This is a genomic window from Virgisporangium aurantiacum, from assembly GCF_016863635.1.
In the GTDB taxonomy this organism is placed as follows: domain Bacteria; phylum Actinomycetota; class Actinomycetes; order Mycobacteriales; family Micromonosporaceae; genus Virgisporangium; species Virgisporangium aurantiacum.
Genome location: NZ_BOPG01000093.1, coordinates 1 through 24,094 on the forward strand (window position 1 = coordinate 1; position 24,094 = coordinate 24,094).

Genomic DNA, 24,094 nt, shown 5'->3' on the forward strand with positions numbered 1-24,094 from the left:
TACCGGGCCTGCACCGACGGAACCGCGCGAGCCGTCGCGGACTTCGAGTTCGCCTACGCCCGCAGGCAGACCCGGATCGGCATGCGCACGCTGGCCCGGTCACCGTTCCTGACGCCGCACGGCCACACGTTCGCCGAAGAGCTCGCCCGCAAGGTCTATGCCCTCCAGGCGGACCCCGTCCCGGCCGCAGCCGCCCACGCGGCGTGGGCGATCGCGATGGACCACCAGTCGACCTGGCGGATCCGGCATCTGCACCCCGACGGCGACGCGGTCGGCCGCCTCGCCGAGGCCTTCGTCGTCCGGGCCGCGGCCCGGACGGTCCGCGCGGTGAGCTACACCATCGCGGCCGACGAGGACCGCCACTGGTACCACGGCCGCCTCGCCCTGCACCGGATCGGGCAGTTGGCTCCGCAACGGCTTCGCGCGGTGGCCGCCGGCGCATTGCCGGTACCGCCGAATTGGGGCGTGACACGCGCCGACGTCGCCTTCGCGGTCGGTGACAGCGTCCGGGCGGAAGCGGCATTCCGCGCGATGATCACGAGCGACCCCGTCAACATCCACGCCTGGAGCGGGTTGGTCCTGTGCGCGGCGGCGAACCGCTCGACCCCGGCGTGGCGGACGCTCGTGCGACGACCCGAGCTGGTGCGGGCCATCTACCTCCACGCCCGGCGACACCGCCGGTCGGCCGCATCACCGATAGACGTCGCCGAATGGCTTCGCCACGCGGGCGGCATCGCCACCCGTCCGGCCACGTCGTAATCGTCGTAACCGCTGTTACAGCGGCATCGGGTCGATGTCGCAGTCGGCGCGCAGGCTCTTCAGCGCGTTCAGCGTTGCCGGGTGCTGGTCGCCGAGCGACCGCCGGAAGCGCGCCATGTTGTCGGCGTGCAGCAGGTCGGCTTCCTGCTCTCGACCGAGCGCCCGCAGATCGAGCGCCAAGTTGACGCCGACGGCCAGCGTCGACGGGTGCTCGACCCCGAGGATCCGCTCCGACCGGGCGAGCGTGTCGGTGTCGTGGTCGAACGCCGCCTGCGCGTCGCCCATCGCGAACAGGTCGCTGGCCAGGTTCGTCGCGCAGGTCAGCGTGGACGGGTGATCGGCACCCAACTGCTCGTTCAGCGCGTCGAGCGACTCCCGGTCAGACCGGTAGGCGCGCTGCGCGTCACCGAGCTGACGGACGACGATCGCGAGGTTCACCTGGGCGGCAACCGTGTGCGGATGCTGCTCGCCCAAGGTGGATCGGTACCGCTGCAGCGTTTCCTCGCCGAGCGTCCGTGCCTCGTCGAGGTTTCCGGCATGGCGCTGGTCGATCGCCAGGTTGAGGCTCGCCGACATCGTGTCGGGATAGTCGTCGCCGTAACGCCGCCGGTACCGCTCGACCGTGTCCAGCGACAGCTCGAGCGCCCCGGTGTGGTCACCGGCCTTGCGCCGGGCCACCGCCAGGTTCCGGCTCGCCCGCATCACCGTCGGGTTGTCCGGATACTGGAACGCGGTGAGGCTGCGCTCGAGCGCCTCTCCCTGCTGCCGGCTGGCCTTCACGAATTCGCCGGACTCACGGGTGTCGATGATGAGATTGTTCAGCGTCAGCAGGGTGTCGGAGTCGTCGCTTCCGAGCACCTCCTGGCGGCGGCTGTGCGTCTTCTGGTCCAACTCGGCCGCCCGCTTGAACTCACCGGTCAACCGCAGGCTGACCCCGAGGCTGTTCGCGGCGCGCAGCGTTACCGGATCGTCTTCGCCGAAGAGACGGTGACAGATCGGGTGGGCGCGCTCGTCGACCTCTTTCGCTCCGGCGAAGTCACCCTGGATCCGGCGGGCATAGGCAACCATGAGCATCGCGTCGAGCGTGTTCTCGTCTTCCTCGCCGAACTGGTCCATGTACAGGTCGAGCGACCGCTCGAAGATCTCGACCGCGGCCTTGTACCGGCCGACGACCGACCGGATCCAGCCGAGATACTTCGCGAGCTTCAACACTTCCGCGTGGCTCTCGCCAAGCTTCGCGAGCCAGTTCTTGTATGCGTTCTCGGCGAACTCCAGGCAGCCCGGGTGGTCGCCCCAGTGGAAAAGGAACTGGACGGTCTCGAACACCAGGTCCATCACGTTGGGGTCGGTCGACTCGACCGCGCCGGAGGCCTGCACGTGCGGAAGCAGCGACTGGTACACACCCCATCGGCTGTGCCGCCCGGGGCTGTGCGGGTTCGCGCTGGCCAGCAGCGCGTGTGCGCCGGCGCGCATGAGTTCGCGCTGCGACTCGTCCATCCGGCCGACGATCACCGTCTGGATGAGGCGGTGGATCTGCAGGGTGTTGTTCTGGTGATTCAGCTTGGCGAGGGCGAACCGTTGGATGTCGCGGATCGCGCGGCCCAGCTTCACCGAGTCGCGTAGCGTCTGGTCGAGCGGATCGGTGATCGGTGAGACCGCCGAGCCGCGGAAGAACTCGCGGGAGATGGGTTCGGGCGAGAAGAACGAACATACTTGCAGGAGATGCAGCGCCGACCGGTTCACCTTGTCGAGCCGGTCGAGCGACACGTTCCAGGCCGCCGCCACGGAGTTCTTCTGGTAGTCGGGCGCCGACGTGTCGTCGAGCAGTTCGATCCGCTTCTCGTCGAGAAGGCCCAGGTACTCGTCGACCGGCATCCCGGTGGCGGCCCGCCAGGACGCCGCCTGCTCGACCGCGAGGGGAAGGTCGCCGAGTGCCTCCGCGAGCCGGTCGGCATCGTTGTCGGTCAGTTCCGGCGTGCGGTTGGTGAGGAACGCCTTGCTTTCCTCACGGGTGAAGACGTCGACCTCGAGGGCCCGCGCGACGCCGGCCCACTCCGGGTTACGGGAGGTCACGAGAATCTTTCCGGCGCCACCGGTCGGGAAATAGGGCCGGACCTCTTCGATGGACTCGGCGTTGTCGAAGACCAGCAGCCATCGCTCGTACTCGATCTTTCCGGTGTTCAACGCGTCCTGGACGGCCGGAACGGCGCTGTTGGCCTCGGGGCTGACGTCGAGCCCGAGCCGCTGGGCCAGCTTCACCAGCGACGAGAGCACCAGGATGTTCTGCTCGGCCGAGATCCACCAGACCAGGTCGTACTCGCTGCTGTGGCGGTGGACGTACTCGATGGCGAGTTGGGACTTCCCGACTCCGCCCATCCCGTGCAGCGCCTGCGGCAGGACTGCCGCCTCTCGGACCGTGAGCAGTTCCTTGTGCAGGCGCGAAAGCAGCTCTTCCCTACCGGTAAAGTTGGGATTACGCGGCGGGACATCGCCCCATACACGTGGCAACCTCCTGGCTGGAGGTTTCGTTGGGGCGGCGGAAACCATGTTGTCTCCCGTATCTCCCGTTTGCTCGTCGTCTGGCTGACCGTCAGATATGCCCGGCTTGTCCGATTCGCCTAGAATACCTGCTATTGGTACGTCATGAGCCGCACCCGCGCCCATGTTGATCCGATCACGTCCGTCACCCTCGGGTGGAAGGCCGTTGGCGGCATCGGGTAGAGGGTCGGACGGCAACAGCAGCTCGTCGCCCGAAACACCGAACCGCTCGATCTGTTCCTGGAGCCAGGTACGCAGGTGGCCGGCCACCGGTTCGCCGACCGACGTGGTCACCCCGGCGACAAAAGTGAGCGCCGGTAGGCTCCGGCCCTGCCCGGGCCCGATCACCGCCAGCTGATCGAAGGCCGAGACGAGATCCGACGACTTACCCAGCACATGGGGCGCCACGTTCTCGACCAGTTCCTGCCAGTCGACCCGGTCATGGCCGTTGCCGGCCTGACGTATCAGTTCGCGGCACTGCCGTAGTTCGTCTTCGGGAACCAGACTGCTCAGCCCGGCCGAGTCGATCAACTGACAGGCGCGCCGGGTACCGGCCTCGTCGGGGGCCATCGTCGTCAATGCGTCGCGCAACGCCCACAACGCCGCCGGATGCTCCAGACACGCGACGACGATGTTGATGATGTGCAGCCGGGACTCGGGAAGTTCCTGCACATCGGGGTACCGCGAGAAGTCACGCCGGACCAGACTGATCAGCAGCCGCCGATTCTGGGTGGTACTCGTGATCGGAATCCGCACCAGCGCGTCGATCAAACCCTGGCTCAACTCGGTGGCCGGACCCTTTACTCCTCCGGCCACTGTCACTGGGGTACTCCCGTCATCGCACGTCCAGAACTGTCGATGCTCGAATCAAGGTGCACGGCATGCCGACCGGCCACCCGGCCTATCCATTCAACCGTAACTTCGCGCTCCAACATAGATGCGGACACATAGCCGCTCCGCGTGGATGCGAGGCAGCAAGCTATTATCCGGCCGGGTGACGACCCCCGTGCACCCTCGCCGGATCACGGCGCCGGGGCAACCGGAGCACCTTAACACTCCGATATTGCAATCTCACCCCGCGCCGCGATCGCGAACAGCTCCGTTAGGCGATCACAAAATCCCCAGGTCAATGGACAAATAAGAGCTATTTCCAATCAGTCCCGTCCGGATCTCGATCGAGTAACCAGCGGATTCACAGACCACCGGGTTCAAAACGGTTTGGCAACAGTTCGTGGGCAGACGGCCCGCACGGACCGTCCACTCGACCACGAATCACTGACGCATCGGGCTACCGCTCCCTGGTCGCGGGCGCCGCCGGCGGGGCCGGTTCGATCGGAAAGTTCTGGTCGAACACGTTGTCCGGGTCGTACTTCCGCTTGAGCCTCCGCAGCCGGGCCAGCGTCTCGCCGGGGAAGGCGTCGTGAATGCGCTCCGGTCGGGTATCGGTCTCGAAGCTCAGGTATAGACCATCGAGGTGCGGGCGCAACTCGTCCCAATGGGCGTTGAACGCGGCCTTCCGGCCGCCCACCGAGCTGACGTTGAAGTTGGCCGCGCGGTGGGCGAAGGCGGTTGCCGACGGATCGACGTCGTTCACCGCACCGCCCACGGCCCGGATCGCCACCCACGGCGCCACGCCGGAGAACAGGCCCGCGCCGAGGAGCTCACCCACCTCCGACGAGAGCGAAGCGGCGAAGCCGTTGCTGATCAGCGGGTTCGTCTGCCCACCGGTGTGCGGGCTGTCCTGCGGCGCCACGATCGCCGCGTACGGAACCAGTTGGGCCTGCTGGTCGAGCACCGGGCCGATCTGCAGGAACGGCGTCAGCGCGGTGGCGGCGGCGTCCGTGTCGGCGCCGGCGTAGACGATGATCGCCCGCGCGATCGGGGCGGCGCCGCCGGGCTGGGCGAACAGGTACAGGAAGCTGGTCAGTTCCCGCTCTGCCGCCGCCACCAGCGAACCCCAGCGGGTCACCAGGCCGGCCGTGTCGGTGGCGTCGAAGACCATCGTGGCGTAGACGACCTCACGCAGCGGATACGCGGTCAACTCCAGCGCGGTCGCGATCCCCATGTTCGCGCCGGCGCCACGCACCGCCCACAACAGGTCGGCGGCGGCATCCATGTCGGCGGGGACGATGCCGCCGTCGGCGAGCACCACCTCGGCGGCGGTGATGTGGTCGAGCGTCAGGCCGTACCGCCGGCCCAGGAAGCCGATCCCGCCCGCCGTGGCCAGGCCGCCGACGCCGACGTCGCCGTAGTCGCCGGAGCTCATCGCCAGCCCGTGCGGATGCAGGGCGGCGGCGACGTCGCCCCACCGCGCGCCCGGCCCGACCCGGAACAGCCCGGTCGACGGGTCGAGCACCTCGACCCGGTTCAGCTTCCCCAGGTCGATGACGATCCCACCGTCGTTCGTCGACCGGCCGCTGATCCCGTGCCCGCCACTGCGGATCGCCAGCGGGACGTCCTGCTTCCGGGCGAACGCCAGCGCCTCCGCGACCTCCTCGGCACCGTTCGGCCGCAGGATCAGCCCCGGCGACCCGGTACGCATGTACGTCGAACGGAAGCGGGGGTACGCCTTGTCACCCGGCTCGACCGCCGACGCCCGCAGCGACGACGGAACGGCGTCGTAGTCGATGCGCTCACGCCGGGCCGCCAGCACTTTTGGGCCGCGCACCACCTCCGACGGCGACGACGGCAAGGCACCCCGCTCCCGGGCCACCGCTTCGCGCAGCGCCGGCGCCACCTCGGCACCCCACCGCGAGATCTCCGCCGGATCGTCGCTGGCGAGAATGAACGTGCTCACCCCGTTCTCCAGGGCCAACTCCACCAGCTGCTCCTGCGGAGTGTCGGGGCTCACGTTCAGCAGCCGCCGGATCTCCCGGGGATCGCGGCCGGCGGCGGACGCGGACTCGTCGATGACGGCGTTGCCGCGCGCCAGGTCGCCATCCTGAAGGTAGAACAGGCTGGGCAGCCACCCGTCGGCCTTCGCGCCGATCAGGCGCAGCATCTTCGGCTTCAGCGCACCGAGCCAGATCTGCACGTCGTGCGCGGGCGCGGGGCCGCGCTTGGCACCCTGCACCCGGTAGTGGTTCCCGGCGACGCGCACCCCGCCGCGCTCATCGGCGTCCCATATTGCTCTTATCACGTCGATCGCTTCGCTCAGTGCCTCGACGGCCTCGCCGGGCGTGCGCCGCGGCCCGCCCATGGCGGCCACCGGATCCCAGAAGCCGCCCGCGCCGAGCCCGAGTTCGAACCGGCCGCCGGAGAGGAGGTCGAGCGACGCCGCGGCTCGGGCCAGCACCGCCGGCTGCCGCAGCGGCAGGTTGAGCACGTTCCCGGAGACCTTCACCCGCGACGTCTGAGCGGCGACCCAGGTGAGCAGCGTCCAGGTGTCGAGGTGCGCGGGCTGGTACGGATGATCCTGGAACGTCACGAGGTCGAGGCCGACGTCTTCGGTGTGCCGCGCCAGGGCGACGACCTGGTCGGGACGCTGGTTCTGCGGCGTGAGGAACGTGCCGAACGTCAGCTCGTGTCCGTAATCCGCCATGACATCCTACTCCCATTTTCGAAGTGACTACGCCAAGCGTAGCAACTACGAAAGATGTTTTCCGGACCACTGGGCGATCTGCTCCAGCGCCGGCATCAGCGCCTGCCCCGTCGATGTCAGCTCGTACGAGACCGACACCGGCGGACCCTGCTCGACCGCCCGGGTGATCAGCCCGGCCCCGGCGAGTTCGGCGAGCCGGTCGCTGAGCACCGAGTCGGAGATGCGGCCGATCGTGCGGGACAGGTCGCGGAAACCGGTGGGCCCGGCACCGAGCACGGCCAGGATCACCGCGTTCCACCGCTTGCCGAGAAACGTGAACGCGCGCGCCAACGACTCGTCTCCGCGCAGGCAGGCCTCCGAGACCTTCGGTACCTTCCGGGTCGCAGCCATGTCTACGACACTACTAGCCGCTACGAGGATCGAAGCTCATGCACCCAGATCAGGTGGACGTCACCGAGGCGACGGCGCGCACGCTCGTCACCGAGCAGTTTCCGCAGTGGCGGAACCTGTCCGTGCGCCGGATCGCCGCGAGCGGAACGGTCAACGCGATCTTCCGCATCGGCGATTCGCTCGTGGCGCGATTCCCGCTGCAGCCGGGCGATCCCGGCGCCGTCGCGCGGGAGGCCCGCGCGGCGAAGGAGATTCTCGGCCGCACCCGGTTCCCGACGCCGGAGCCCGTCGCGCTGGGCCGGCCCGGCCACGGCTACCCGATGCCGTGGTCGGTGCAGACGTGGCTACCCGGAACGCCCGCCACCGACGTCGATGCCGCGTCGGTACCGTTCGCGCTCGACCTGGCCGAGTTCATCCGCGGCGTCCGCGCGATCGACCCCCGCGGCCGCACGTTCACCGGCACCGGCCGCGGCGGCACGCTCCGTTCGCACGACGCCTGGATGGCCACCTGCATCGAAAAGAGCGAAGATCTATTGGACGCACGTGAGCTGCGCCGATCGTGGGCGCGCTACCGGGAGCTTCCCCCGAACCGTCTAGCTGTCATGAACCATGGCGACCTCATCCCCGGCAACGTGCTCGTCGCCGACGGGCGGCTCACCGGCGTGCTCGACGTCGGCGGGCTGACGGCGGCCGACCCCGCGCTCGACCTCGTCGCGGCCTGGCACCTCCTCGACGAGGGCCCGCGCGCGGCGTTCCGGGCCGACCTCGGTTGCGACGACGCCGAGTGGGAACGCGGCAAGGCGTGGGCGTTCCAGCAGGCGATGGGGCTGGTCTGGTACTACGTCGAGAGCAATCCGCCGATGAGCCGCACCGGCCGCCGCACGCTGGAGCGGATCCTGCGGGATGGGTAGTTCCTGGAGCTGGCGCCGGGGTCGCCCGACGGCGGGCCTCGCGGTGGCGGTGGCGGCCCTGCTGACGTTCCACGGCGTCGTCCCCAACACCCTGCTACATCTCGGCAGCCTGCTGGAGACCGTGCTCGTGTGGCTGATTCTGGCGGTGCCGGTGCTGGTCGAGGTGGCCGTGCTGCGGCGCTCGCTGCTGGCGTTGGTCGCTTCGCTGCTGCCGGTGGTGGCCTGGTTCGGTGTGTTCGGCGGCGGCCTGCTCCCCGCGTCCGGACAATTCGACGTGACGGTGGTGCAGCACAACGTCAACGACGTCAACCCCGATCCCGCCGGAACGGCGCGCGCTCTCGCCGCGCTGCGGCCCGACCTGATCGGCCTCGTCGAGGTCACGGTTCCCGCGTACGGAGAAGCGCTGGCCGAGCAGTATCCGTACTCGACGGTGCAGGGAACGGTGGGTCTCTGGTCGAGGTATCCGCTCGTGGACGCCCGCCACCTCGACATCAAGCCCGCCGGCCTGGCCGCCGACTGGAACCGTGGCCTGCGGGCGGTCGCCCGTACGCCGTTCGGCGACGTGGCGATCTACGTGGTCCACCTCCCGTCGGTACGCCTCGGCCCGACGGCCGGCTTCAACACCACCCGCCGCGACGACAGCGCCCGCAAGCTGGGCGCCGTCCTCAAGGCCGAACCCCTGAGCCGGCTGATCCTGATCGGCGACCTGAACAGCACCGTCGACGACCGCGGCCTGCGCCCGGTCTCGTCCCAACTGACCTGGCCGGCGGCCGACTACGCCCTGAGCTGGCCGGCGGGGGCGCCGGTGGCCCGGATCGACCAGGTCATGGCCCGCGGCGCCAAGGTCATCTCGGTGCGCACCCTGCCCCGGACCACCAGCGACCACCTCCCGATCGCCGCCCACGTCAAAGTGTGACGCGCGCCACGCCGGTTCACAGGTGGCGGTGGGGCGGCCGTCTCGTGCTTGTCAGCTACCGGAAAGGAGCAGGGACATGACAAGCATCGTGGTACTGGGAGCGGGCTACACCGGGATGGCGGCGACGATGAGCCTCGCCGGGCGCCTGCGGCGGCGCACGGACGTGCAGATCACGCTCGTCAACGGCAGTGACCGGTTCACCGAGCGGCTGCGGTTGCACCAGCTCGCCTCGGGCCAGGACCTGGCGGATCTGCGGATTCCCACCATGCTGGCCGGCACGGGCGTGACGTTGGAGACCGGCTGGGTCACCAACATCGACGCCGACGCACGGCAGATCCGGGTGGACGACGAGCGCGTGCTCCCGTACGACACGCTCGTCTACGCGCTCGGCGGCACGGCCGACACGGGTGCCGTTCCCGGCGCCGACGAGCACGCGTACACGCTCGACAGCGCCGAGCACGCCGACGCCCTCGCGCGCCGGCTGGCCGACCTGGAGTCGATCGCGGTCTGCGGCACCGGGTTCACCGGTGTGGAGGCGGCCGCCGAGATCGCCGAGCGGCACCCGCACCTGCGGGTGGTGCTGATCGGCCGGAGCGAACCCGGCGCCACCATGACGCCGAAGGCCAAGGCGTACCTCGGCGCCGCGTTGCGGCGGCTCAACGTGGAGGTGCGCAGCGGCGTCGAGATCGTGAAGATCCTGCCGGGCGGCGTCGCGCTCGCCGGTGGCGACAGCGTCGAGGTCGAGGCCGTGCTGTGGACCGGCGGAGTCCGCGTGTCGCCGCTCGCCGCCGCGGCCGGGTTCGAGGTCGACGGGCACGGCCGCATCGTCACCGATGCGGCGCTGCGGTCGGTGTCGCATCCGTCGGTCTACGCGATCGGTGACGCGGCGGCGATCCGGCAGGGCTACGGGACGATGCACGGCACGTGCCAGGGTGGCATCCCGACCGGCGTGCACGCCGCCGCCTCGATCGCCCGGGAACTGGCCGGCGCCGAGCCGAAGCCGTTCCGGTTCGGCTACATTCACATGCCGGTGAGCCTGGGCCGCAACGACGCCGTCATCCAGTTCACGCACCCGGACGACTCGGCGAAACGGTTGTTCCTGACCGGCCGGCGGGCGATCTGGTACAAGGAGACGGTGAGCGCGTCGCCGTGGAAGACGTTCCGCCAACTGATGAAGGCACCGGCCGTGGGCATGGTCAGCTGGCGGCGCGGCGGCCGGTACACCCGATGACCGTCGTCGACCCCACCGTTTTCGACGGCAACCGGAACCTGTTGTTCACGGTGGCCTACCGCATCCTCGGCAGCGCGGCCGACGCCGAGGATGCGGTGCAGGACGCGTGGGTGCGGTGGTCGTCGGCCGACCGGTCGCAGGTGGCCGATCCCAAGGCGTACCTGGTGCGCATCGTCACGAACCTGGCCATGGACCGGCTGCGGTCGGCCAAGGCCAGGCGCGAGACGTACATCGGCCCGTGGCTGCCCGAGCCGATCCTGACCACCGCCGATCCCACCACCGACGCCGGCACGGCCGACGACGTCTCCATGGCGCTGCTGATGGTCCTGGAGAATCTGAGCCCGTTGGAGCGGGCGGTATTCGTCCTCAAGGAGGCCTTCGGGTTCTCCTACGCCGAGATCGCCGACGCCGTCCAGCGCACGCCCGACGCCGTGCGCCAGGCCGGTCACCGCGCCCGCGGCCACGTGCAGGCGCGCCGGCCGAAGTTCCGGCCCACCCGCGCGCAGCACCGCGAGGTCACCGAACGGTTCTTCGCGGCCGCGTCCGGCGGTGACATCAACACGCTGATGCAGTTGCTCGCCCCCGACGTGACCCTGTGGACGGACGGTGGCGGCAAGGTGCGCCAGGCGATGCGTCCGGTCGTCGGCGCGGAGAAGGTGGCCACCTGGATGGCGGGCGTGAGCAAGCGCCCCTACGAGGGTGTCGAACCGTCCGCCTGGGTGTTCGAGGTGGTCGAGCTCAACGGCAGTTTCGGCATCGTGATCAGCGGCGCCGGCCGGGTCATCGGGACGCTCTCCGTCGACCTCGACGACCACGGCCGGATCGCCGGCATCCTCAACGTCGCGAACCCCGACAAGCTGGGGGCCGTCACCGCGAAGACGGTCCACGAGATCTAGGGGACGGCCGGAACCGCCGACCGCGGATCGACCCCGGCGAACGCCAGCCCGATGACGAAGCCGGCGGCCTCCTCGAGTTGGCGCGCCCGGTCGAGGCCGCCGAGCACGGCCGGCGTGCCGCCGACGTCACGGACCAGCGAGCCGACGACGTCGAGCGCCCCGGAGTCGTCGCCGCACATGGCGACGGTGGCCTTGCCGGTGCCGGGCGCGGTCCACAGGGCGGCCGGGAAGAGGTGGAACGCCTTGACCACGTGGGCGCCGGGCGCGCGCTCGGCGACGTGACCGGCGAACGACCGGCCCGGCTCCACCCGGAGTTCGCCGACGCCGTGGTCCACCGGGTTGGTCGGATCGATCAGCGGGATGCCGGCCAGTTTCGCACCGACGGCGGCCAGGACCTCGTCGACGCCGGTCCAGGTGACCGCGAGCAGCACCGCGTCGGCGCCGTCGGGCATGTCGGCGAGCGGACGGGCGACGCCGCCGACCTTCTCCGCCAACGCTTCCGCCTTCGCCGGCGAGCGGCCGCCGATGACGATGTCGTGGCCGGCCCGGGCCCAGCCGGTGGCGAGTGCTCCGGCAAAGGTGCCGGTACCGAGAATTCCGATTCGCATGCCGTCACCGTAGAAAGCCCGACGCGCACCGGACGGTGCGTGTCGGCGTGCCACGATGGTGGGCATGGGGTCCGAGAGCTGCGAGGAACTGGTGGCCGACTGCCGGGTGCGCCTAGCCAGCGACCTGTTCGCGCACACCTGGGACCCGGTCGTCATCGCCGCGCTGAACGACGGCCCGAGGCGCCGCCGGACGCTGCGGGTGGGCATCGGCGGCATCAGCGACAAGGCGCTCACCGAGGCGCTGAACCGGTTGCTGGGCAACGGTCTGATCGAACGGCGGTCCTTCGCCGAGGCGCCGCCCCGGGTCGACTACGCGTTGACCGCGCTGGGCCGGAGCTTCGCCGCGGGTCCGCTGCGGGCGCTGGCGGTGTGGGTCACCGAGCACGGCGACGAGCTGTTCGAGGCCCAGGAGAGATCGGCCTGAGCACCGGGCCCGGGCGGTACCCCTACCACCCGGGCCCGGAGTCGCTGGTTACTCCCACATACCCAGCGTGGGCCGGCTCGTGGTGATCCGGCCCCGAATCGAGTCGATGTACGCGAGGATCGCCGGCCACTGCTGCGCCTCGCCGCCGACGTGGGTGTTCGCCAGCCAGATCATGTAGTTGCACCGCATCCGGCGGGAGAAGTAGTCGAAGATCTCGCCCGGCGTCTCGGTGTACCGGTTGCCCAGCCCGAGTTCGCGCACCTCGCCCACGAACGGCACCACGCCGCGGAGGTCGGGGCCGCCCTCGCCCCGGAACAGCCGGTTCGCCGGTACGGCGCGGATCACGTCGGGCAGCGGCAGTTCCGGGTCCGGGCCGCCGATCGCGATCCCGCCGGGCACCACCGTCGACGTCGCGTGGGCGAACAGGTCGGGCAGGTCGGTCTCGCCGGGGCACAGCCGCAGCGGCGTCGTCGTCCACGCCTTCCTGCTCTCGGTGAGCCAGCGCTTGAGTTGCGGGTGGGGCACCGGCCCGCCGAGGCCGTACATCGCCAGCCGTGGGTGCCCGTCATAGCGGACGGCGTACGCGCGGCTCATCGCGATCAGCCGGTCGATGACGGTGGCCTGCCGCGTCTTCGCCACCGACACCAGCCCGTCGGGCCAGGTCTGGTCGGCCGGTTTCACCGACACCCAGCCGTTGTTGATGACGTACGGCGGGTACACGTTCGCGGTCGGGTTGCCGAAGGAGCGGTCGGCCACGTGGAGGATCAGGTGCTTCCCCGGCGCCAACCGGTCGAGGTACGCGTCGACGATCCGGAAGCCGGCCGTGTGGTCGCCGGGCGCCCGCTCGAAGTAGGCCCAGTTGAGGTGGAGGACGAACCCGGTGACGTTCGGGTTGTGCGCGATCGAGTCGATGAGCCGGAAGTCCGCGTCCTGCCGGTCCGGGGTCCAGTGGAAACCGGGCGTGCGGACGTAGTGGCCGGGGTGGTACTTGACCGGCATGACCCGTGCCGGCACGGCCGGGAACGGCCCGAGCACCGGCCGGTGGCGCGCGGGGAGGAGGGCGACCCGCTGATCGTCCATGCCGATCCTCCGTCCTCGAGGTGAGCCGAAGTCTGGAGGACGGCACTGAACACCGACTGGACGAATTCTGTCCGGGCAGGTCAGGGGCGGGTCAGCGGCGTTGCCGCAGCTTTTTCCGCACGGCGTCGGCGCGCGGATGGCCCAGATCGTCGAGGACGGTCACCGCGGTGCGCCACGCGTCGAGCGCGGCGCGGAGGTCGCCCTGAGCGGCGTGACAGTCGCCGAGCCGGTCGAGCGACTCGGCGCCGATGTACCGGTCGCCGGCGTCGGCGAGGAGGTCGATCGCGCGCCGGTAGCAGGCGATCGCGCGGTCGAGGTCGCCGGACTCGTGGTGGGCGTAGCCGATGCTGTCCCACGTCATGCCCTGCCCGTGCCGGTCGCCGAGTTCCTCCAGCCGGGCGAGCGCCTTTTCGCAGGCGGCGATCGCGGCGTCGCGGTCGCCGAGCCGGGTGTGCAGCCAGCCGAGGATGTTCAGCGACCGGGCCTGCCCGGTGGCGTCACCGATCTCCTGGAACAGGTCCAGCGCGTGCCGCGCGTGGCCGAGCGCGGGTTCGTCGCGCCCGCCCTGCTCCTGGAACAGCGTGCTGAACGCGAGATGGGTGTAGGCGGTGCCCTTGGCGTCGCCGCACTCCCGGCTGAGGTCGAGGGCGTGCTGGAGGTGCGTCTCCGACTCGTCGTAGCGGCAGAGCCGGAAGTACGCCGTCGCGATTCCCCGGTGCGAACGGGCCTGCACGGTCGGGCCGCCGATCCGGCCCGCCGCACGCAGCGCCGCGTGCTGGGTGTCGGCGAGATCCTGGTAGTGGCCGCGACGCTGCAGGAAGACCGCGAACAACTGGGCCAGGTCGTACACGTCTTCGTGCAGGCCGACCCGCTCGGCGGCGGCGATGACGGCCAACAGCACCGACCGCTCCGCGGCGAACCATGCCATCGCCTGTTCGGTGTCGGCGATCCCGTCGACCGGCACCGGATCGGTGTCGGGCCCGACCGGCGACCGGTGCGGGTCGATCAGCACGGCGGCCGCCCGGGCCGCGGTGCGGTAGTGGGTGAGCATCCGGTGCCGGGCGGCCGCCCGGTCGTCGTCGGCGTTCTCCGCCAGGTCGACCTGCTCGGCGGCGATCTGCTCCGCGTCGATCTGCTCCGCGTACGCGCGGAGCAGGTCGTGGACGGTGTACCGGCCCGGCCGGTGCTCGGTGAGCAGGTGGGTGCGGGTCAGCTCGGCGAGATGCCGCCGCGTGGCCGGCAGCGGTTCGTCGACGAGGGCCGCGGCCACCGGTGCCGTGACGCCGTGCCCGGGATGCAGCGAGAGCAACCGGAACAGCCGCTGCTCCGGCGGCGCCAGCGCGCGGTACGACGCGGAGAACACCGTCCACAGGTCGGTCGCGCCGTCGCCGCTGGCGAAGCCGCCCAGCCCCGCCCGTAGTTCCGCGGCGATCTCGGCGAGCCGGAAGTCCGGGTAGGTGGCCGCGCGGGCCGCGACCACCGCCAGCGCCAGCGGCAGCCCCGCGCACCGCTCGACGATCTCGGCGACGGCGGCCGGCTCACCCGCGATGCGCTCCGTGCCCAGCCGGCGCTCCAGCACGTGGCGGGCCTCCGCGTCGGGCAGCAGGTCGAGCCGCAACGGGTACGCGTTGTTCGCGGCGACCAGGCCGGTGAGTTGGGTGCGGCTGGTCACCAGCACGAGACACCCGAGGCTGCCGGGCAGCAGCGGGCGCACCTGGCCGGCGTCGCGGGCGTTGTCGAGCACGATGAGCATGCGGCGGCCGGCCAGCTGGCTGCGGTACAGGTTCATCCGTCCGTCCAATGTGGACGGTATGCGCGCGGGCCGGATCCGCAACGCCTCCAGGAACCCCCGCAGCACCTCGGCGGGATCGGTGCCGGCGCCGTGCTCGTCGAAGCCGTGCAGATCGGCGAACAGCTGCCCGTCCGGAAAATGATCGGTCATCCGGTGCGCCCAGTGCGTGACGAGCGTCGTCTTGCCGACGCCCGCGGTGCCGCAGACGCACACCACGACCGGGCTTTCGGTGCGCACCTGCTTGTCGAGCCGGCGCAGGTCGTCGACCCGGCCCACGAACGTCGCGAGGTCGATCGGAAGCTGCGCCGGGACGTCGGCCGCCGCCGCCGGCTCGTCGGTGAGGAGCGCGGCGTGCGCGGCCGCGAGGTCCGGGCCGGGATCGATGCCGAGGTCGTCGGCCAGCCGCCGCCGGATCGCGTGGTAGGTCGCGAACGCCCGCGCCCGCTGGCCGGCCGCCCGGTACGCGCGGACCAGCAGGGCGACGGCCGCCTCGTCGAGCGGCTGGTCGGCGACCGCCGTCTCCAGCGCGGCGGTCGCGTCCTCTCCGGTGGCCAGCAACGCTTCGCCGTACCGCACCAGCGCGGTCCGCCGCTGCTCGGCCAGCGTGGTGACCTTCAGGTGGGTCGCCAGCACCGGCACGTCGGCCAGCGGGTCGCCCCGCCACAGCTCCAGGGCGGCGGCCAGCAGCGCCGCCGCCGCGTGGAAGTCGCCGTCCTGCTGGGCCGTCGCCGCGTCGGAGGTCAACTGCCGGAACCGCTCAAGATCAAGATCAATGGTGGACGTGACGAGCGCGTACCCGTCGCCGACCGTGGGCAGGACACCGCTCGGCGAGTACGACTGCCGCCCCGGCTCCAGCGCCTGCCGCAGCCGCTTGATGCGGGTCTGGATGATGTTCCGGGCCGTCGGCGGCGGCTCCGGACCCCACAGCGCGTCGACGAGTTCCGCCCGCGACAGCGACTGACCGTTGGCGAGCGCCAGCAGACCGAGCACCGCCCGCTCGCCGGATGAGCCGAGATCGACGGCGTCGTCGCCGTGCCAGACCCGCACCGGGCCCAGGACCTGCATCCGCATGTCCGCCTCCTGCCCTCCCGCCGGGAGGAAACAGGAAGATTATCGGATTCCCGTAGACCTGAGCCAATGTTCCAGTGCCGCGTTGAATGCGTCGGTCGCCTCGAGGTTGGGCATGTGTCCCGCGCCGTCCAGCACCACCAGGCGTCCGTTGCGGAGCATCTTCACGGTCGCCTCGGCCTCGTCGACCGGGGTGAACGCGTCTTCGGTGCCGACCACGACGAGCGCCGGAAGCTCCAGGGTGAGCAGGGTGGCCCCGTAGTCGCGCCGCTCGGCCCGGCCGCGCAGGGCCGCCGCCGCGCCGCGTGCCGGTGCGGCCGTCATCATCTCCAGCACGTACCGGGCGAGGTCGGGCCGCTGCGCGATGGTCGACGCGGCGAGCATGCCGGGCAGCAGGTCACGGGCGTAGCCGGCCATGCCGTTCGCGGTGATGTCGTCGGCGATGCGGCGGCGGTTGGCCCGTCCCTCGGCCGTCTCGGCGGCGGGTGACGTGTCGGCGAGCACCAGCGCGGCGACTCGCTCCGGGTACGTGTGGACCAGTTCCATCGCGATCTGCCCGCCCATCGAGAGGCCGCAGACCACCGCGCGGTCGACCCCTTCCCGGTCGAGCAGGGCGACCAGGTCGGCGGCGAACTCCGGCAGCGTCACGGTGCCCTCGGTCACCGGGCTGGCGCCGTAGCCGCGCAGGTCGGGGGCCAGCACCTGCCAGCCGTCGGCGGTGAACCGGTCGACCTGGGGCTGCCACATCGACCGGTCGAACGGGTGGCCGTGGATGAAGAGAATCGTCGGCATCGGGTGACCTCCTTTGACAACCGACGCTAATCGGCGCAATATCTCGGTGCAATGATTACTTTGATCTCGGTGCAATGGATTTCGTGACGCTTGCCGACGCGGTCGCCCGTCGGATCGTCGCCGGTGACCTGGCACCCGGCACCCGGCTGCCGACCCATCGCGCGTTCGCGCGGCAGCACGGCGTCGCCGCGTCCACCGCCACGCGCGTCTACCAGGAGTTGACCCGGCGCGGGCTGATCGTGGGCGAGGTCGGCCGCGGCACGTTCGTGCGGGCGATGCGCCCGGCCACCGACCCCGTGCTCGCCGAGCCGACCGGCCTGCGCGTCGACCTGGAGCTGAACTTCCCCGTCCAGCCGGAGCAGCGGGCCCGGCTGGCCTCGTCGATGGCGACGTTCATCCGCGCGGGCGGCGCGGCGAACGCGCTCGGCGCCGGGCCTTCATCCGCTGTGGCCGACCTGGCGACGCTGCTCGTGCGGCCCGGGTGGCGGCCCGACCGCGTGGTGCTCACGGGCAGCGGGCGCCAGGCGATCGCGGCCGCGCTGGCCACCTGCGCCCGGCCCGGCGACCGGCTGGGCGTCGAGCCGCTGACCTACCCGGTGGTGAAGGCGATCGCGGCCCGGCTCGGCCTCACGCTCGTCCCCCTGGACATGGACGACGAGGGAATCGTTCCGGAGCGGCTGCGCGCCGTACACCGCCGGACGCCGCTCAAGGCGGTGTACCTGCAGCCGGACCTGCACAACCCGCTCGGCATCTCCGTTCCGCCCGACCGGCGCGCCGCCCTCGCCGGGGCACTCGACGCGTGCGGCGTGACCGTGATCGAGGACGCCGTCTACTCGTTCCTCACCGACGCGGCGGCGCCGCTCTGCGACCGGAGCCTGGTGGTCGACAGCCTGTCGAAGCGCGTCGCGCCGGGGCTGGCGGTGGGGCTGATCGGCTGTTCCGCGGCCATGGAGCGGCGGGTCGCGGCCGCCGTGCGGTCGGGCGCGTGGACGCCGTCGGCCTTCGCCGCGGAGGTCGGCGCGCACTGGGTGCGCGACGGCACGGTGGCGGCCATCGTCGCCGAGAAGCGGGCCGACGCGGTGCGCCGGCACGAGCTCGTGCGTTCCGTGCTGGCCGGCTTCGACGTGATCGGTGACCCCCGCTCGTACCACTGCTGGTGGCGGCTGCCGGCCCGGTGGCGCGCCGAGACGTTCGTGGCCGCGGCCGCGCGGCACGGGATCGCCGTCACGCCGGGAGCGGCCTACGCGGTGCAGCCGAACAGCACGCCGAACGCGGTGCGGCTGGCGCTCTCGGCTCCCCCGCTCGACACCCTCACCGCGGCGCTGCACACCCTGCGGACGCTGGCCGAAGGCTCACCCGACGACGAGTTCTCGTAGGCGCGTCAACCCGTCGACGAGTTGCTCGTCGCTCAACGCGTACGACAGCCGGACGTAGCCCGGTGTGCCGAACGCCTCTCCGGGCACGACCGCCACCCCCACCTCGGCCAGCGCGAGTTCGGCGAACTCCGCGCTGGTGGCCGGCCGCCGCCCACGGATGTCGGTGTGCAGCAACGCCTTCACCGACGGAAACGCGTAGAAGGCGCCGTGCGGTTCCGGACACTCGACCCCCGGAATCTCGTTGAGCATCCGCACCATCGTGCGCCGCCGCCGGTCGAACGCCGCCCGCATCGCCTCGACGTCGGACAGGTCGCCCCGGAGCGCCGCGATCGTTGCGGCCTGCGCGACGTTGCACACGTTCGACGTCAGGTGCGACTGCAGGTTGGCGGCGCCCGTGATGACGTCGGCCGGCCCGACCATCCAGCCCACCCGCCACCCCGTCATCGCGTACGTCTTGGCCACACCGTTGACGATGACGACCCGGTCGTCGAGTTCGGGAACCGCGGCGGCGATGCTGCGGACCGTCGCGTCGCCGTAGACCAGGTGCTCGTAGATCTCGTCGGTGACCACCCACAGCCCGTGCCCGGCCGCCCACCGCCCGATCGCCTCGACCTGATCCGGCGGGTACACGGCACCGGTGGGGTTCGACGGCGACGCGAACAGCAGCGCCTTCGTGCGCGGCGTGCGGGCCGCCTCCAGGTGTTCCACCGCGGCCAGATAGCCGGTGGTCTCGTCGGTGGGCACCGTGACCTGCACGCCACCGGCGAGCCCGATGGCCTCCGGATAGGTTGTCCAGTAAGGCGCCGGCACGATCACCTCGTCGCCCGGATCGAGCAGCGTGGCGAACGCCTGGTACACCGCCTGCTTCCCGCCGTTGGTGATGAGAACCCGCGACGCGTCGACGGCATACCCCGAGTCGCGCACCGTCTTCGCCGCGACGGCGTCGCGCAGTGCCGGCAACCCACCGACCGGGGTGTACTTCTGCATGGGCAGTTCGCCGCAGGCCCGACGCGCCGCCTCGACGATGTGGTCGGGCGTCGGAAAGTCGGGCTCCCCCACCCCGAACCCGATGACGGACGCACCGGCCGCCCGCATGGCGCGAGCCCTGGCATCAACGGCAAGCGTGGCCGACTCGGAGATCGCGGAAACCCGACGGGACAGACGTGACATGCGGTTGATCCTCACAGAGGCGCGCAGGTGCGCGCCACGGTTTCCCCTCGTGGCGAAGGCGGTGCGCCGAATCCACCGCCTTCGCCATCACGTCGCGGGTCTGGTCTCAGCGTCGCGGGCTGGTCTCAGCGGCGCGAGCCGGGCGGGGGTGTGATGCGCACGCGCTCGTCGTGCGGGCGACTGTCGATGTCACCGAGTTGTTCGCGGAGCGTAAGGCGCAGGTCGTTGTAGTCGCGGAAGTACGAGTCCTGGAACAGGGTGTAGCCGGTCCACATCAGGTTGGCGCACACGCGTGGGGGGACGCGACCGGTGGCGGCGCCCATGCCGACCAGGGCCACCGACCCGATGCTGCCCGGCTCCTTCTCGTTCTGGACGTGGATGGCCTGGAACGCGGCGGCACACGCCATGGCGACGTTGAGCGTCTCGCTGACGTCTTGCGCCTGCTGGACCATCGTGGGGGTCGAGATCAGGAAGCGGGGGTTGGTGGCGCCGGAGGGGACGCACACCGCGCTGCCGACCGGCATCGAGCCGCCGAACTGCGCCTTGATGGCGCGCTGCACCTTGAGCTGGATGCCGGCGCCGAGGTGTCGCTTGATGACCGCGTCGACCCCGCCGTTCATGCTGCCCATCGAGTTGGTGGGGCTGACCCAGGCGTCGGCGTGCTGATCGACGAGTGACCCTTTGTGGATCTCGATGCCGGGCGTATCGGCGAACGCCGCCAGCCACGCCTCGACGACCTTGGGGTTGATGTCACGCAGGACCACCTTGAGCTGGGCCACCTTGCTCTGGGGCTGCGTGTGATCGACGGTCATGCTCGCTCCAATGTGGACGACGGCTTCTCGAACGCCACGAACATAGCGGTCGGGTACGACAGTTTCCTGTCGCACCCGCCCTCTAATATCGCCACCGCAACCGCGACCTCGGGGAGGCCCATCATGAGCGACACCACGCCCGATCCCAACGACCCGCTCGCACTCGGCGAACTGTTCACCGGCGGCGGCGAGCCGTGGCTGCCGCTACTGAAGCCGGTCATCGAGGCGCAGCCGGCCGCGCCCACGTTCATCGGCACGGGTCGCGGCCCGAAGGTGGTGCCCGTTCGGGAACTCACCTTCCAGGCGTTGAAGCCGAACCCGCCGCACAAGTGGAAGGTCGTCGTCTTCGGCCAGAACCCTTATCCGCGGCCGGAAAGCGCCACCGGCATCGCGATGTTCGACAACACGTTCCACGACTGGGCCGACAGTCAGTTCGGTCGCGTCGTGTCGATCCGCTGCATCATCAAGGCGGCGGCGATGTGGAAGTACGGCATCCCGAAGAAGACACCGATCGCCGACATCCGCGCGCTGCTGAAGAAGCAAGACACCGTGCAGCCGCCGGAGTGGTTCCAGGCGATGCTCACCCAGGGCGTGCTGCTGCTCAACGCGTCGCTCACCGCCAGCAGCGACGGTGCGATGGCCACCGATCAGCACACCGCGTTCTGGCGGCCGGTGGTCGAGCGGCTCGTCGAGGAGATTCTCAAGGCGAAGCAAGACGCCGCCGACGACGCCGATCGCGGCGTCGTGTTCGCGTGGTGGGGCGCGCATGCGCGCAACCTCAAGAATGTCGTGCTCCGGTTGCAGCGCAAGTACCCGTCGGTCGAGGTGCGCCACATCGACCACCCGAACCCGGCCGCGCAGGGCGACATCTTCTGCGACAACGAGCACTTCGCCACCGTCAACATGGCGTTGCAGACGCTGGGGCAAGACGAGATCGACTGGTTGCCCAGCAAGGGCTGGAACGCCAACAGCACCTCGGGCGACGACGCCGACCGCATGGGCGCGTTCATCACGTCCACGATGGAGCTGCACAAGCTCTACCTCGAACGGCTCGAAAGCGTCAAAGACGAGGGTCTCATCCTGCCGGCGATCACCGGCGTCTTCGACACCCCGCTCATGGACTTCCGGGAAGCCGTCGGCCCGGTGTCGAAGCTGCTCTCCGGGCTCGACTGGCACGTCGAGCAGTCGCACCGGTTCGGCCTCACCAGAGCGGCCACCGGCCTGTCGATCGACGAGGTGGCTGCGCTCTATCTGTACACGTGCGAGTCGGCGTTCTACCGCCAGATCAACGCCACCCTGCGGCATCCCGACCGCAGCCGCGTCGTCCCCTACCTGCCGTACCTGCGGCTGCTGTTCTCCGCCGTGTCGCGGCTGCCCGCACGCACCGAGCCGCTGTGGCGCGGTGTCCGGCTCGACCTGCGGTCCCAGTACCCGATGGGGCAAACGATCACGTGGTGGGGCGTGTCGTCGTGCACCTCGAAGCTCGGTGTCGCGCAGGCCTTCATGGGCGGCCGCGGCCGGCGCACGCTGTTCGAGGTCCTCCCCAAGCGTGCCGTCGGCATCCGCAACTTCTCGGCGTTCACCGGCGAGGAGGAGTTCATTCTCGCCCCCGGCACCCAGTTGACGGTCACCGGCGTCAAGTCCGAGCGGGGCGGCCTGTGCACGGTCAGCCTCACCGAACTCGAGGAGCAGACCCAGGTCGCCTAGGAGCGGGTCACCCCGAGTAGCTGGGCGCCCGGGCCACCTCGTACCCGTTGCGGCAGCGGCGTTTGGAGGCGTACATCGCCGTGTCGGCGCTGCGGGTCAGCGCCTGTGCGTCGGTCATTCCCGGGTCGGCTACGGCGATGCCGATGCTGCAGCCGACCCGCACCGGGTGGCCGTCGACAATGATGTCGCGGTCGATCTCGGCGATGATGCGTTCGGCCACCGTCACCGCCGCCGACACCGCGTCGGTGTGTCCGTCGATCCGGGTGAGCACCACGCCGAACTCGTCGCCGCCGAGCCGTCCGGCGATGTCGTGGCCCAGCGTGTTGTCGCGGATCGCCGCGCCGATGACGCTGAGCAGCCGGTCGCCCACCTGGTGCCCGTACGCGTCATTGACCTGCTTGAAGCCGTCGAGGTCGACGAACAGCAGTCCGATCGCGTGGTCGCGGCCGGGCCGCGTCAGCGCCCGTTCCAGCCGCACCTTGAACGTCACCGGGTTGACCAGGCCGGTCAGCGCGTCGTGCATCGCCGCGTGCGCCACCTTGTCCTGATCGGCGCGCCGCTGGGTGATGTCGCGGTGATGACCGACCACGCCGCGCACGGCGGGATGGTCGAGCATGTTGCGGAGGATCAGCTCGTGCCAGCGCCAGGTGCCGTCCGCGTGCTGCACCCGGATCTCGATGCGGTGCCCGGAGCCGCTCCGGTCGGCCAGCACCCGCTCCCCCACCGCGGCGATCTCGGCGGCGCTGTCCGGATGGGTCAGCCGGAGGTACCGCCGGCCGAGCATCTCCCCGACGGTGTACCCGAGACTCTGCTCGACCGACGGGCTGATATACCGGATCACCGTGTCGGCGTCCGACACCGTGATGATCTCGGTGCCGTCCTGCACCAGGATGCGGAACCGCTCCTCGCTCTCCCGCAGCGCCCGTTCGCTCTCCTCCTGCTGTTGCTGGGTGAGACCCATGACCCGCGCGGTCGACGCCGCACCGATGGCGGCGAGCACGGTGACCAGGTGCCCCTGCGGCAACGGAAGGTAGGTGTCGAGCGCGCCCAGCACGACGAGCAGTTCGCCGATCACGATCGTGCCGAAGCTCGCCGCGACCGCGGGGCGCCAGGCGCGGGAGCCGGACAGCTTGAGGTGCAGCGACACCATGTTCAGGTGGGCGATGGCGCCGATCGCACCCCAGCCGAGGATGAAGACGAAGGCGGTGACGATCCCCATGTGGAACCACAGCCGAGGCGCCAGTCGCCGGCTGTAGTCACCGCCGGCGAGCCGGCGTTGCACGTCCGGCTGCTGGTAGACCATGCCGACGAGCAGCAACGGCAGGCCGAGCCAGAGCGCCTGCTCCTCGACGATCCCGGCGACGTGGAGCATGGCGACGACGGCCGCCACCAGCACCGGTTCGAACCCGTGCCGCAGCAGCCGGAGCGTGCGACCTCGCCGTTCCGCCATGGTGACCGTCCCATCGGCACGGCCACGGGGAAATCAAGCGGGCCGTGCCTTCTCGATCCCCTTGATGCTCCCGAGTAGATCCGCCATCCACGGCTCGGCCGGAACCGCACCGGGCCCGATCACCTGCAGCGCGTCGAGCACCGACAGCAACATGCCCATCGCCATGAACTCGCGCGCCTCGTCGGTCGAGACGCCGGTGATCTCGCGGACCGCCGTGTAGATGCGGCCGAAGCACCCGCGCACCACCGGCCCGATCACCGGGTCGGACCCGGCGGTGAACCCGTGCAGCAGCACGGTGACCAGCTCGCGCTCGGCCAGGATCTCGTCGTACGCCTGCCCGAGGCTCTCCAGGTCGGGCCGCACCGCGCCGGCGGCCCGGAACTCCTGCTCGATGCGGGCCGACGCGTGCTCGACGGTCGCGATGAACAACGCCTGCTTGGTACCGAAAAGCCGGATCACGTACGGCTGGGAGACGCCGGCCAGCCGGGCCACCTGGTCGGTGGTGGTGCCGGCGTACCCGCCGACGCTGAACGCCGTGACGGCCGCCGCAATCAGCTGCTCGGAGCGCTCTTCGGCGGTAAGGCGGGTCCTCGACATGTTGACATGTTATCAGTCAATAACTACATTCACCGA

General features: G+C 70.6%; 19 protein-coding genes. 8 read left to right on the forward strand and 11 right to left on the reverse strand.

Annotated features, from left to right (window positions below):
- The coding region (locus tag Vau01_RS54340; RefSeq protein WP_204009721.1) for a hypothetical protein at positions 1–759 on the forward strand (759 nt) is incomplete at its 5' end.
- 15 nt (positions 760–774) lie between these two features.
- On the opposite strand, the gene fxsT is transcribed toward Vau01_RS54340, so the two are convergent.
- From fxsT to Vau01_RS54355, 3 genes are all read right to left on the reverse strand, one after another.
- Positions 775–4,113, reverse strand: coding sequence for an FxSxx-COOH system tetratricopeptide repeat protein (gene fxsT, locus Vau01_RS54345; protein ID WP_204009724.1), 3,339 nt, complete (start codon positions 4,111–4,113; stop codon positions 775–777).
- A 472-nt stretch (positions 4,114–4,585) separates the two neighbouring features.
- The gene (locus Vau01_RS54350; protein WP_204009727.1) at positions 4,586–6,838 is read right to left on the reverse strand and encodes an LLM class flavin-dependent oxidoreductase; all 2,253 of its coding nucleotides are present in this window, start codon (positions 6,836–6,838) and stop codon (positions 4,586–4,588) included.
- A gap of 45 nt (positions 6,839–6,883) precedes the next feature.
- Positions 6,884–7,228, reverse strand: coding sequence for a winged helix-turn-helix transcriptional regulator (locus tag Vau01_RS54355; protein ID WP_204009730.1), 345 nt, complete (start codon positions 7,226–7,228; stop codon positions 6,884–6,886).
- A 38-nt stretch (positions 7,229–7,266) separates the two neighbouring features.
- On the opposite strand from Vau01_RS54355, the gene Vau01_RS54360 reads away from it, so the two are divergent.
- The 4 genes from Vau01_RS54360 (at position 7,267) to Vau01_RS54375 (ending at position 11,182) form a co-directional block, all read left to right on the forward strand.
- The gene (locus Vau01_RS54360; protein WP_204009732.1) at positions 7,267–8,139 is read left to right on the forward strand and encodes an aminoglycoside phosphotransferase family protein; all 873 of its coding nucleotides are present in this window, start codon (positions 7,267–7,269) and stop codon (positions 8,137–8,139) included.
- On the forward strand, positions 8,132–9,055 hold the full coding sequence (locus tag Vau01_RS54365) for an endonuclease/exonuclease/phosphatase family protein (protein WP_204009735.1): 924 nt from the start codon (positions 8,132–8,134) through the stop codon (positions 9,053–9,055). Before Vau01_RS54360 ends, Vau01_RS54365 begins: the two co-directional genes overlap by 8 nt.
- Before the next feature lie 76 nt (positions 9,056–9,131).
- Positions 9,132–10,286, forward strand: coding sequence for an NAD(P)/FAD-dependent oxidoreductase (locus Vau01_RS54370; RefSeq protein ID WP_204009737.1), 1,155 nt, complete (start codon positions 9,132–9,134; stop codon positions 10,284–10,286).
- Positions 10,283–11,182 carry an RNA polymerase sigma-70 factor gene (locus Vau01_RS54375; RefSeq protein ID WP_204009738.1) on the forward strand — a complete coding sequence of 300 codons (900 nt, stop codon included), beginning with the start codon at positions 10,283–10,285 and terminating at the stop codon, positions 11,180–11,182. The genes Vau01_RS54370 and Vau01_RS54375 overlap by 4 nt, the downstream gene beginning before the upstream one ends.
- Here Vau01_RS54375 and Vau01_RS54380 read toward each other — a convergent pair.
- Entirely contained in the window at positions 11,179–11,790 is a 612-nt protein-coding gene (locus Vau01_RS54380; RefSeq protein WP_204009740.1) for an NADPH-dependent F420 reductase, read from the reverse strand. The genes Vau01_RS54375 and Vau01_RS54380 overlap by 4 nt on opposite strands.
- A gap of 64 nt (positions 11,791–11,854) precedes the next feature.
- On the opposite strand from Vau01_RS54380, the gene Vau01_RS54385 reads away from it, so the two are divergent.
- Complete coding sequence (locus Vau01_RS54385; protein WP_239152760.1) at positions 11,855–12,214, forward strand: winged helix-turn-helix transcriptional regulator; 360 nt, start codon at positions 11,855–11,857, stop codon at positions 12,212–12,214.
- A gap of 48 nt (positions 12,215–12,262) precedes the next feature.
- Here Vau01_RS54385 and Vau01_RS54390 read toward each other — a convergent pair whose 3' ends face one another.
- The 3 genes from Vau01_RS54390 to Vau01_RS54400 all read right to left on the reverse strand — a co-directional run bounded on the left by Vau01_RS54390 (position 12,263) and on the right by Vau01_RS54400 (position 16,946).
- A complete protein-coding gene (locus Vau01_RS54390) occupies positions 12,263–13,294 on the reverse strand; it encodes a hypothetical protein (RefSeq protein ID WP_204009744.1) in 1,032 nt (343 codons plus the stop codon).
- A 91-nt stretch (positions 13,295–13,385) separates the two neighbouring features.
- Positions 13,386–16,157, reverse strand: a complete 2,772-nt coding sequence (locus tag Vau01_RS54395) for an AfsR/SARP family transcriptional regulator (RefSeq protein ID WP_204009746.1) — start codon at positions 16,155–16,157, stop codon at positions 13,386–13,388.
- A 39-nt stretch (positions 16,158–16,196) separates the two neighbouring features.
- A complete protein-coding gene (locus Vau01_RS54400) occupies positions 16,197–16,946 on the reverse strand; it encodes an alpha/beta fold hydrolase (RefSeq protein ID WP_204009748.1) in 750 nt (249 codons plus the stop codon).
- An 83-nt stretch (positions 16,947–17,029) separates the two neighbouring features.
- Here Vau01_RS54400 and Vau01_RS54405 point away from each other — a divergent pair, with 83 nt between their 5' ends.
- On the forward strand, positions 17,030–18,322 hold the full coding sequence (locus Vau01_RS54405) for an aminotransferase-like domain-containing protein (protein ID WP_204009751.1): 1,293 nt from the start codon (positions 17,030–17,032) through the stop codon (positions 18,320–18,322).
- Here Vau01_RS54405 and Vau01_RS54410 read toward each other — a convergent pair.
- Positions 18,299–19,492: a pyridoxal phosphate-dependent aminotransferase gene (locus Vau01_RS54410; RefSeq protein WP_204009753.1), complete on the reverse strand. Its 1,194-nt coding sequence runs from the start codon at positions 19,490–19,492 to the stop codon at positions 18,299–18,301. The genes Vau01_RS54405 and Vau01_RS54410 overlap by 24 nt on opposite strands.
- Before the next feature lie 125 nt (positions 19,493–19,617).
- A complete protein-coding gene (locus tag Vau01_RS54415; protein ID WP_204009761.1) occupies positions 19,618–20,304 on the reverse strand; it encodes a macro domain-containing protein in 687 nt (228 codons plus the stop codon).
- Between the two features lie 12 nt (positions 20,305–20,316).
- Between Vau01_RS54415 and Vau01_RS54420 the strand changes: the two genes are divergently transcribed.
- On the forward strand, positions 20,317–22,011 hold the full coding sequence (locus Vau01_RS54420) for an ADP-ribosyltransferase domain-containing protein (RefSeq protein WP_204009763.1): 1,695 nt from the start codon (positions 20,317–20,319) through the stop codon (positions 22,009–22,011).
- Positions 22,012–22,018: 7 nt separating this feature from the next.
- On the opposite strand, the gene Vau01_RS54425 is transcribed toward Vau01_RS54420, so the two are convergent.
- Both Vau01_RS54425 and Vau01_RS54430 read right to left on the reverse strand, forming a co-directional pair.
- Positions 22,019–23,461 (reverse strand): sensor domain-containing diguanylate cyclase, encoded by a 1,443-nt coding sequence (locus tag Vau01_RS54425; RefSeq protein WP_204009765.1) that lies wholly within the window; start codon positions 23,459–23,461, stop codon positions 22,019–22,021.
- A gap of 33 nt (positions 23,462–23,494) precedes the next feature.
- Positions 23,495–24,058, reverse strand: coding sequence for a TetR/AcrR family transcriptional regulator (locus tag Vau01_RS54430; RefSeq protein WP_204009767.1), 564 nt, complete (start codon positions 24,056–24,058; stop codon positions 23,495–23,497).
- Positions 24,059–24,094 lie beyond the last annotated feature (36 nt).

Coding starts and splice junctions, on each gene's coding strand:
- Vau01_RS54415 (WP_204009761.1), bottom strand. CDS start 20,304: ATGACCGTCGATCACACGCAGCCCCAGAGCAAGGTGGCCCAGCTCAAG.
- Vau01_RS54360 (WP_204009732.1), top strand. CDS start 7,267: ATGCACCCAGATCAGGTGGACGTCACCGAGGCGACGGCGCGCACGCTC.
- Vau01_RS54390 (WP_204009744.1), bottom strand. CDS start 13,294: ATGGACGATCAGCGGGTCGCCCTCCTCCCCGCGCGCCACCGGCCGGTG.
- Vau01_RS54400 (WP_204009748.1), bottom strand. CDS start 16,946: ATGCCGACGATTCTCTTCATCCACGGCCACCCGTTCGACCGGTCGATG.
- Vau01_RS54430 (WP_204009767.1), bottom strand. CDS start 24,058: ATGTCGAGGACCCGCCTTACCGCCGAAGAGCGCTCCGAGCAGCTGATT.
- Vau01_RS54425 (WP_204009765.1), bottom strand. CDS start 23,461: ATGGCGGAACGGCGAGGTCGCACGCTCCGGCTGCTGCGGCACGGGTTC.
- Vau01_RS54380 (WP_204009740.1), bottom strand. CDS start 11,790: ATGCGAATCGGAATTCTCGGTACCGGCACCTTTGCCGGAGCACTCGCC.
- Vau01_RS54385 (WP_239152760.1), top strand. CDS start 11,855: ATGGGGTCCGAGAGCTGCGAGGAACTGGTGGCCGACTGCCGGGTGCGC.
- Vau01_RS54365 (WP_204009735.1), top strand. CDS start 8,132: ATGGGTAGTTCCTGGAGCTGGCGCCGGGGTCGCCCGACGGCGGGCCTC.
- Vau01_RS54395 (WP_204009746.1), bottom strand. CDS start 16,157: ATGCGGATGCAGGTCCTGGGCCCGGTGCGGGTCTGGCACGGCGACGAC.
- Vau01_RS54355 (WP_204009730.1), bottom strand. CDS start 7,228: ATGGCTGCGACCCGGAAGGTACCGAAGGTCTCGGAGGCCTGCCTGCGC.
- Vau01_RS54410 (WP_204009753.1), bottom strand. CDS start 19,492: ATGTCACGTCTGTCCCGTCGGGTTTCCGCGATCTCCGAGTCGGCCACG.
- Vau01_RS54375 (WP_204009738.1), top strand. CDS start 10,283: ATGACCGTCGTCGACCCCACCGTTTTCGACGGCAACCGGAACCTGTTG.
- Vau01_RS54370 (WP_204009737.1), top strand. CDS start 9,132: ATGACAAGCATCGTGGTACTGGGAGCGGGCTACACCGGGATGGCGGCG.
- Vau01_RS54350 (WP_204009727.1), bottom strand. CDS start 6,838: ATGGCGGATTACGGACACGAGCTGACGTTCGGCACGTTCCTCACGCCG.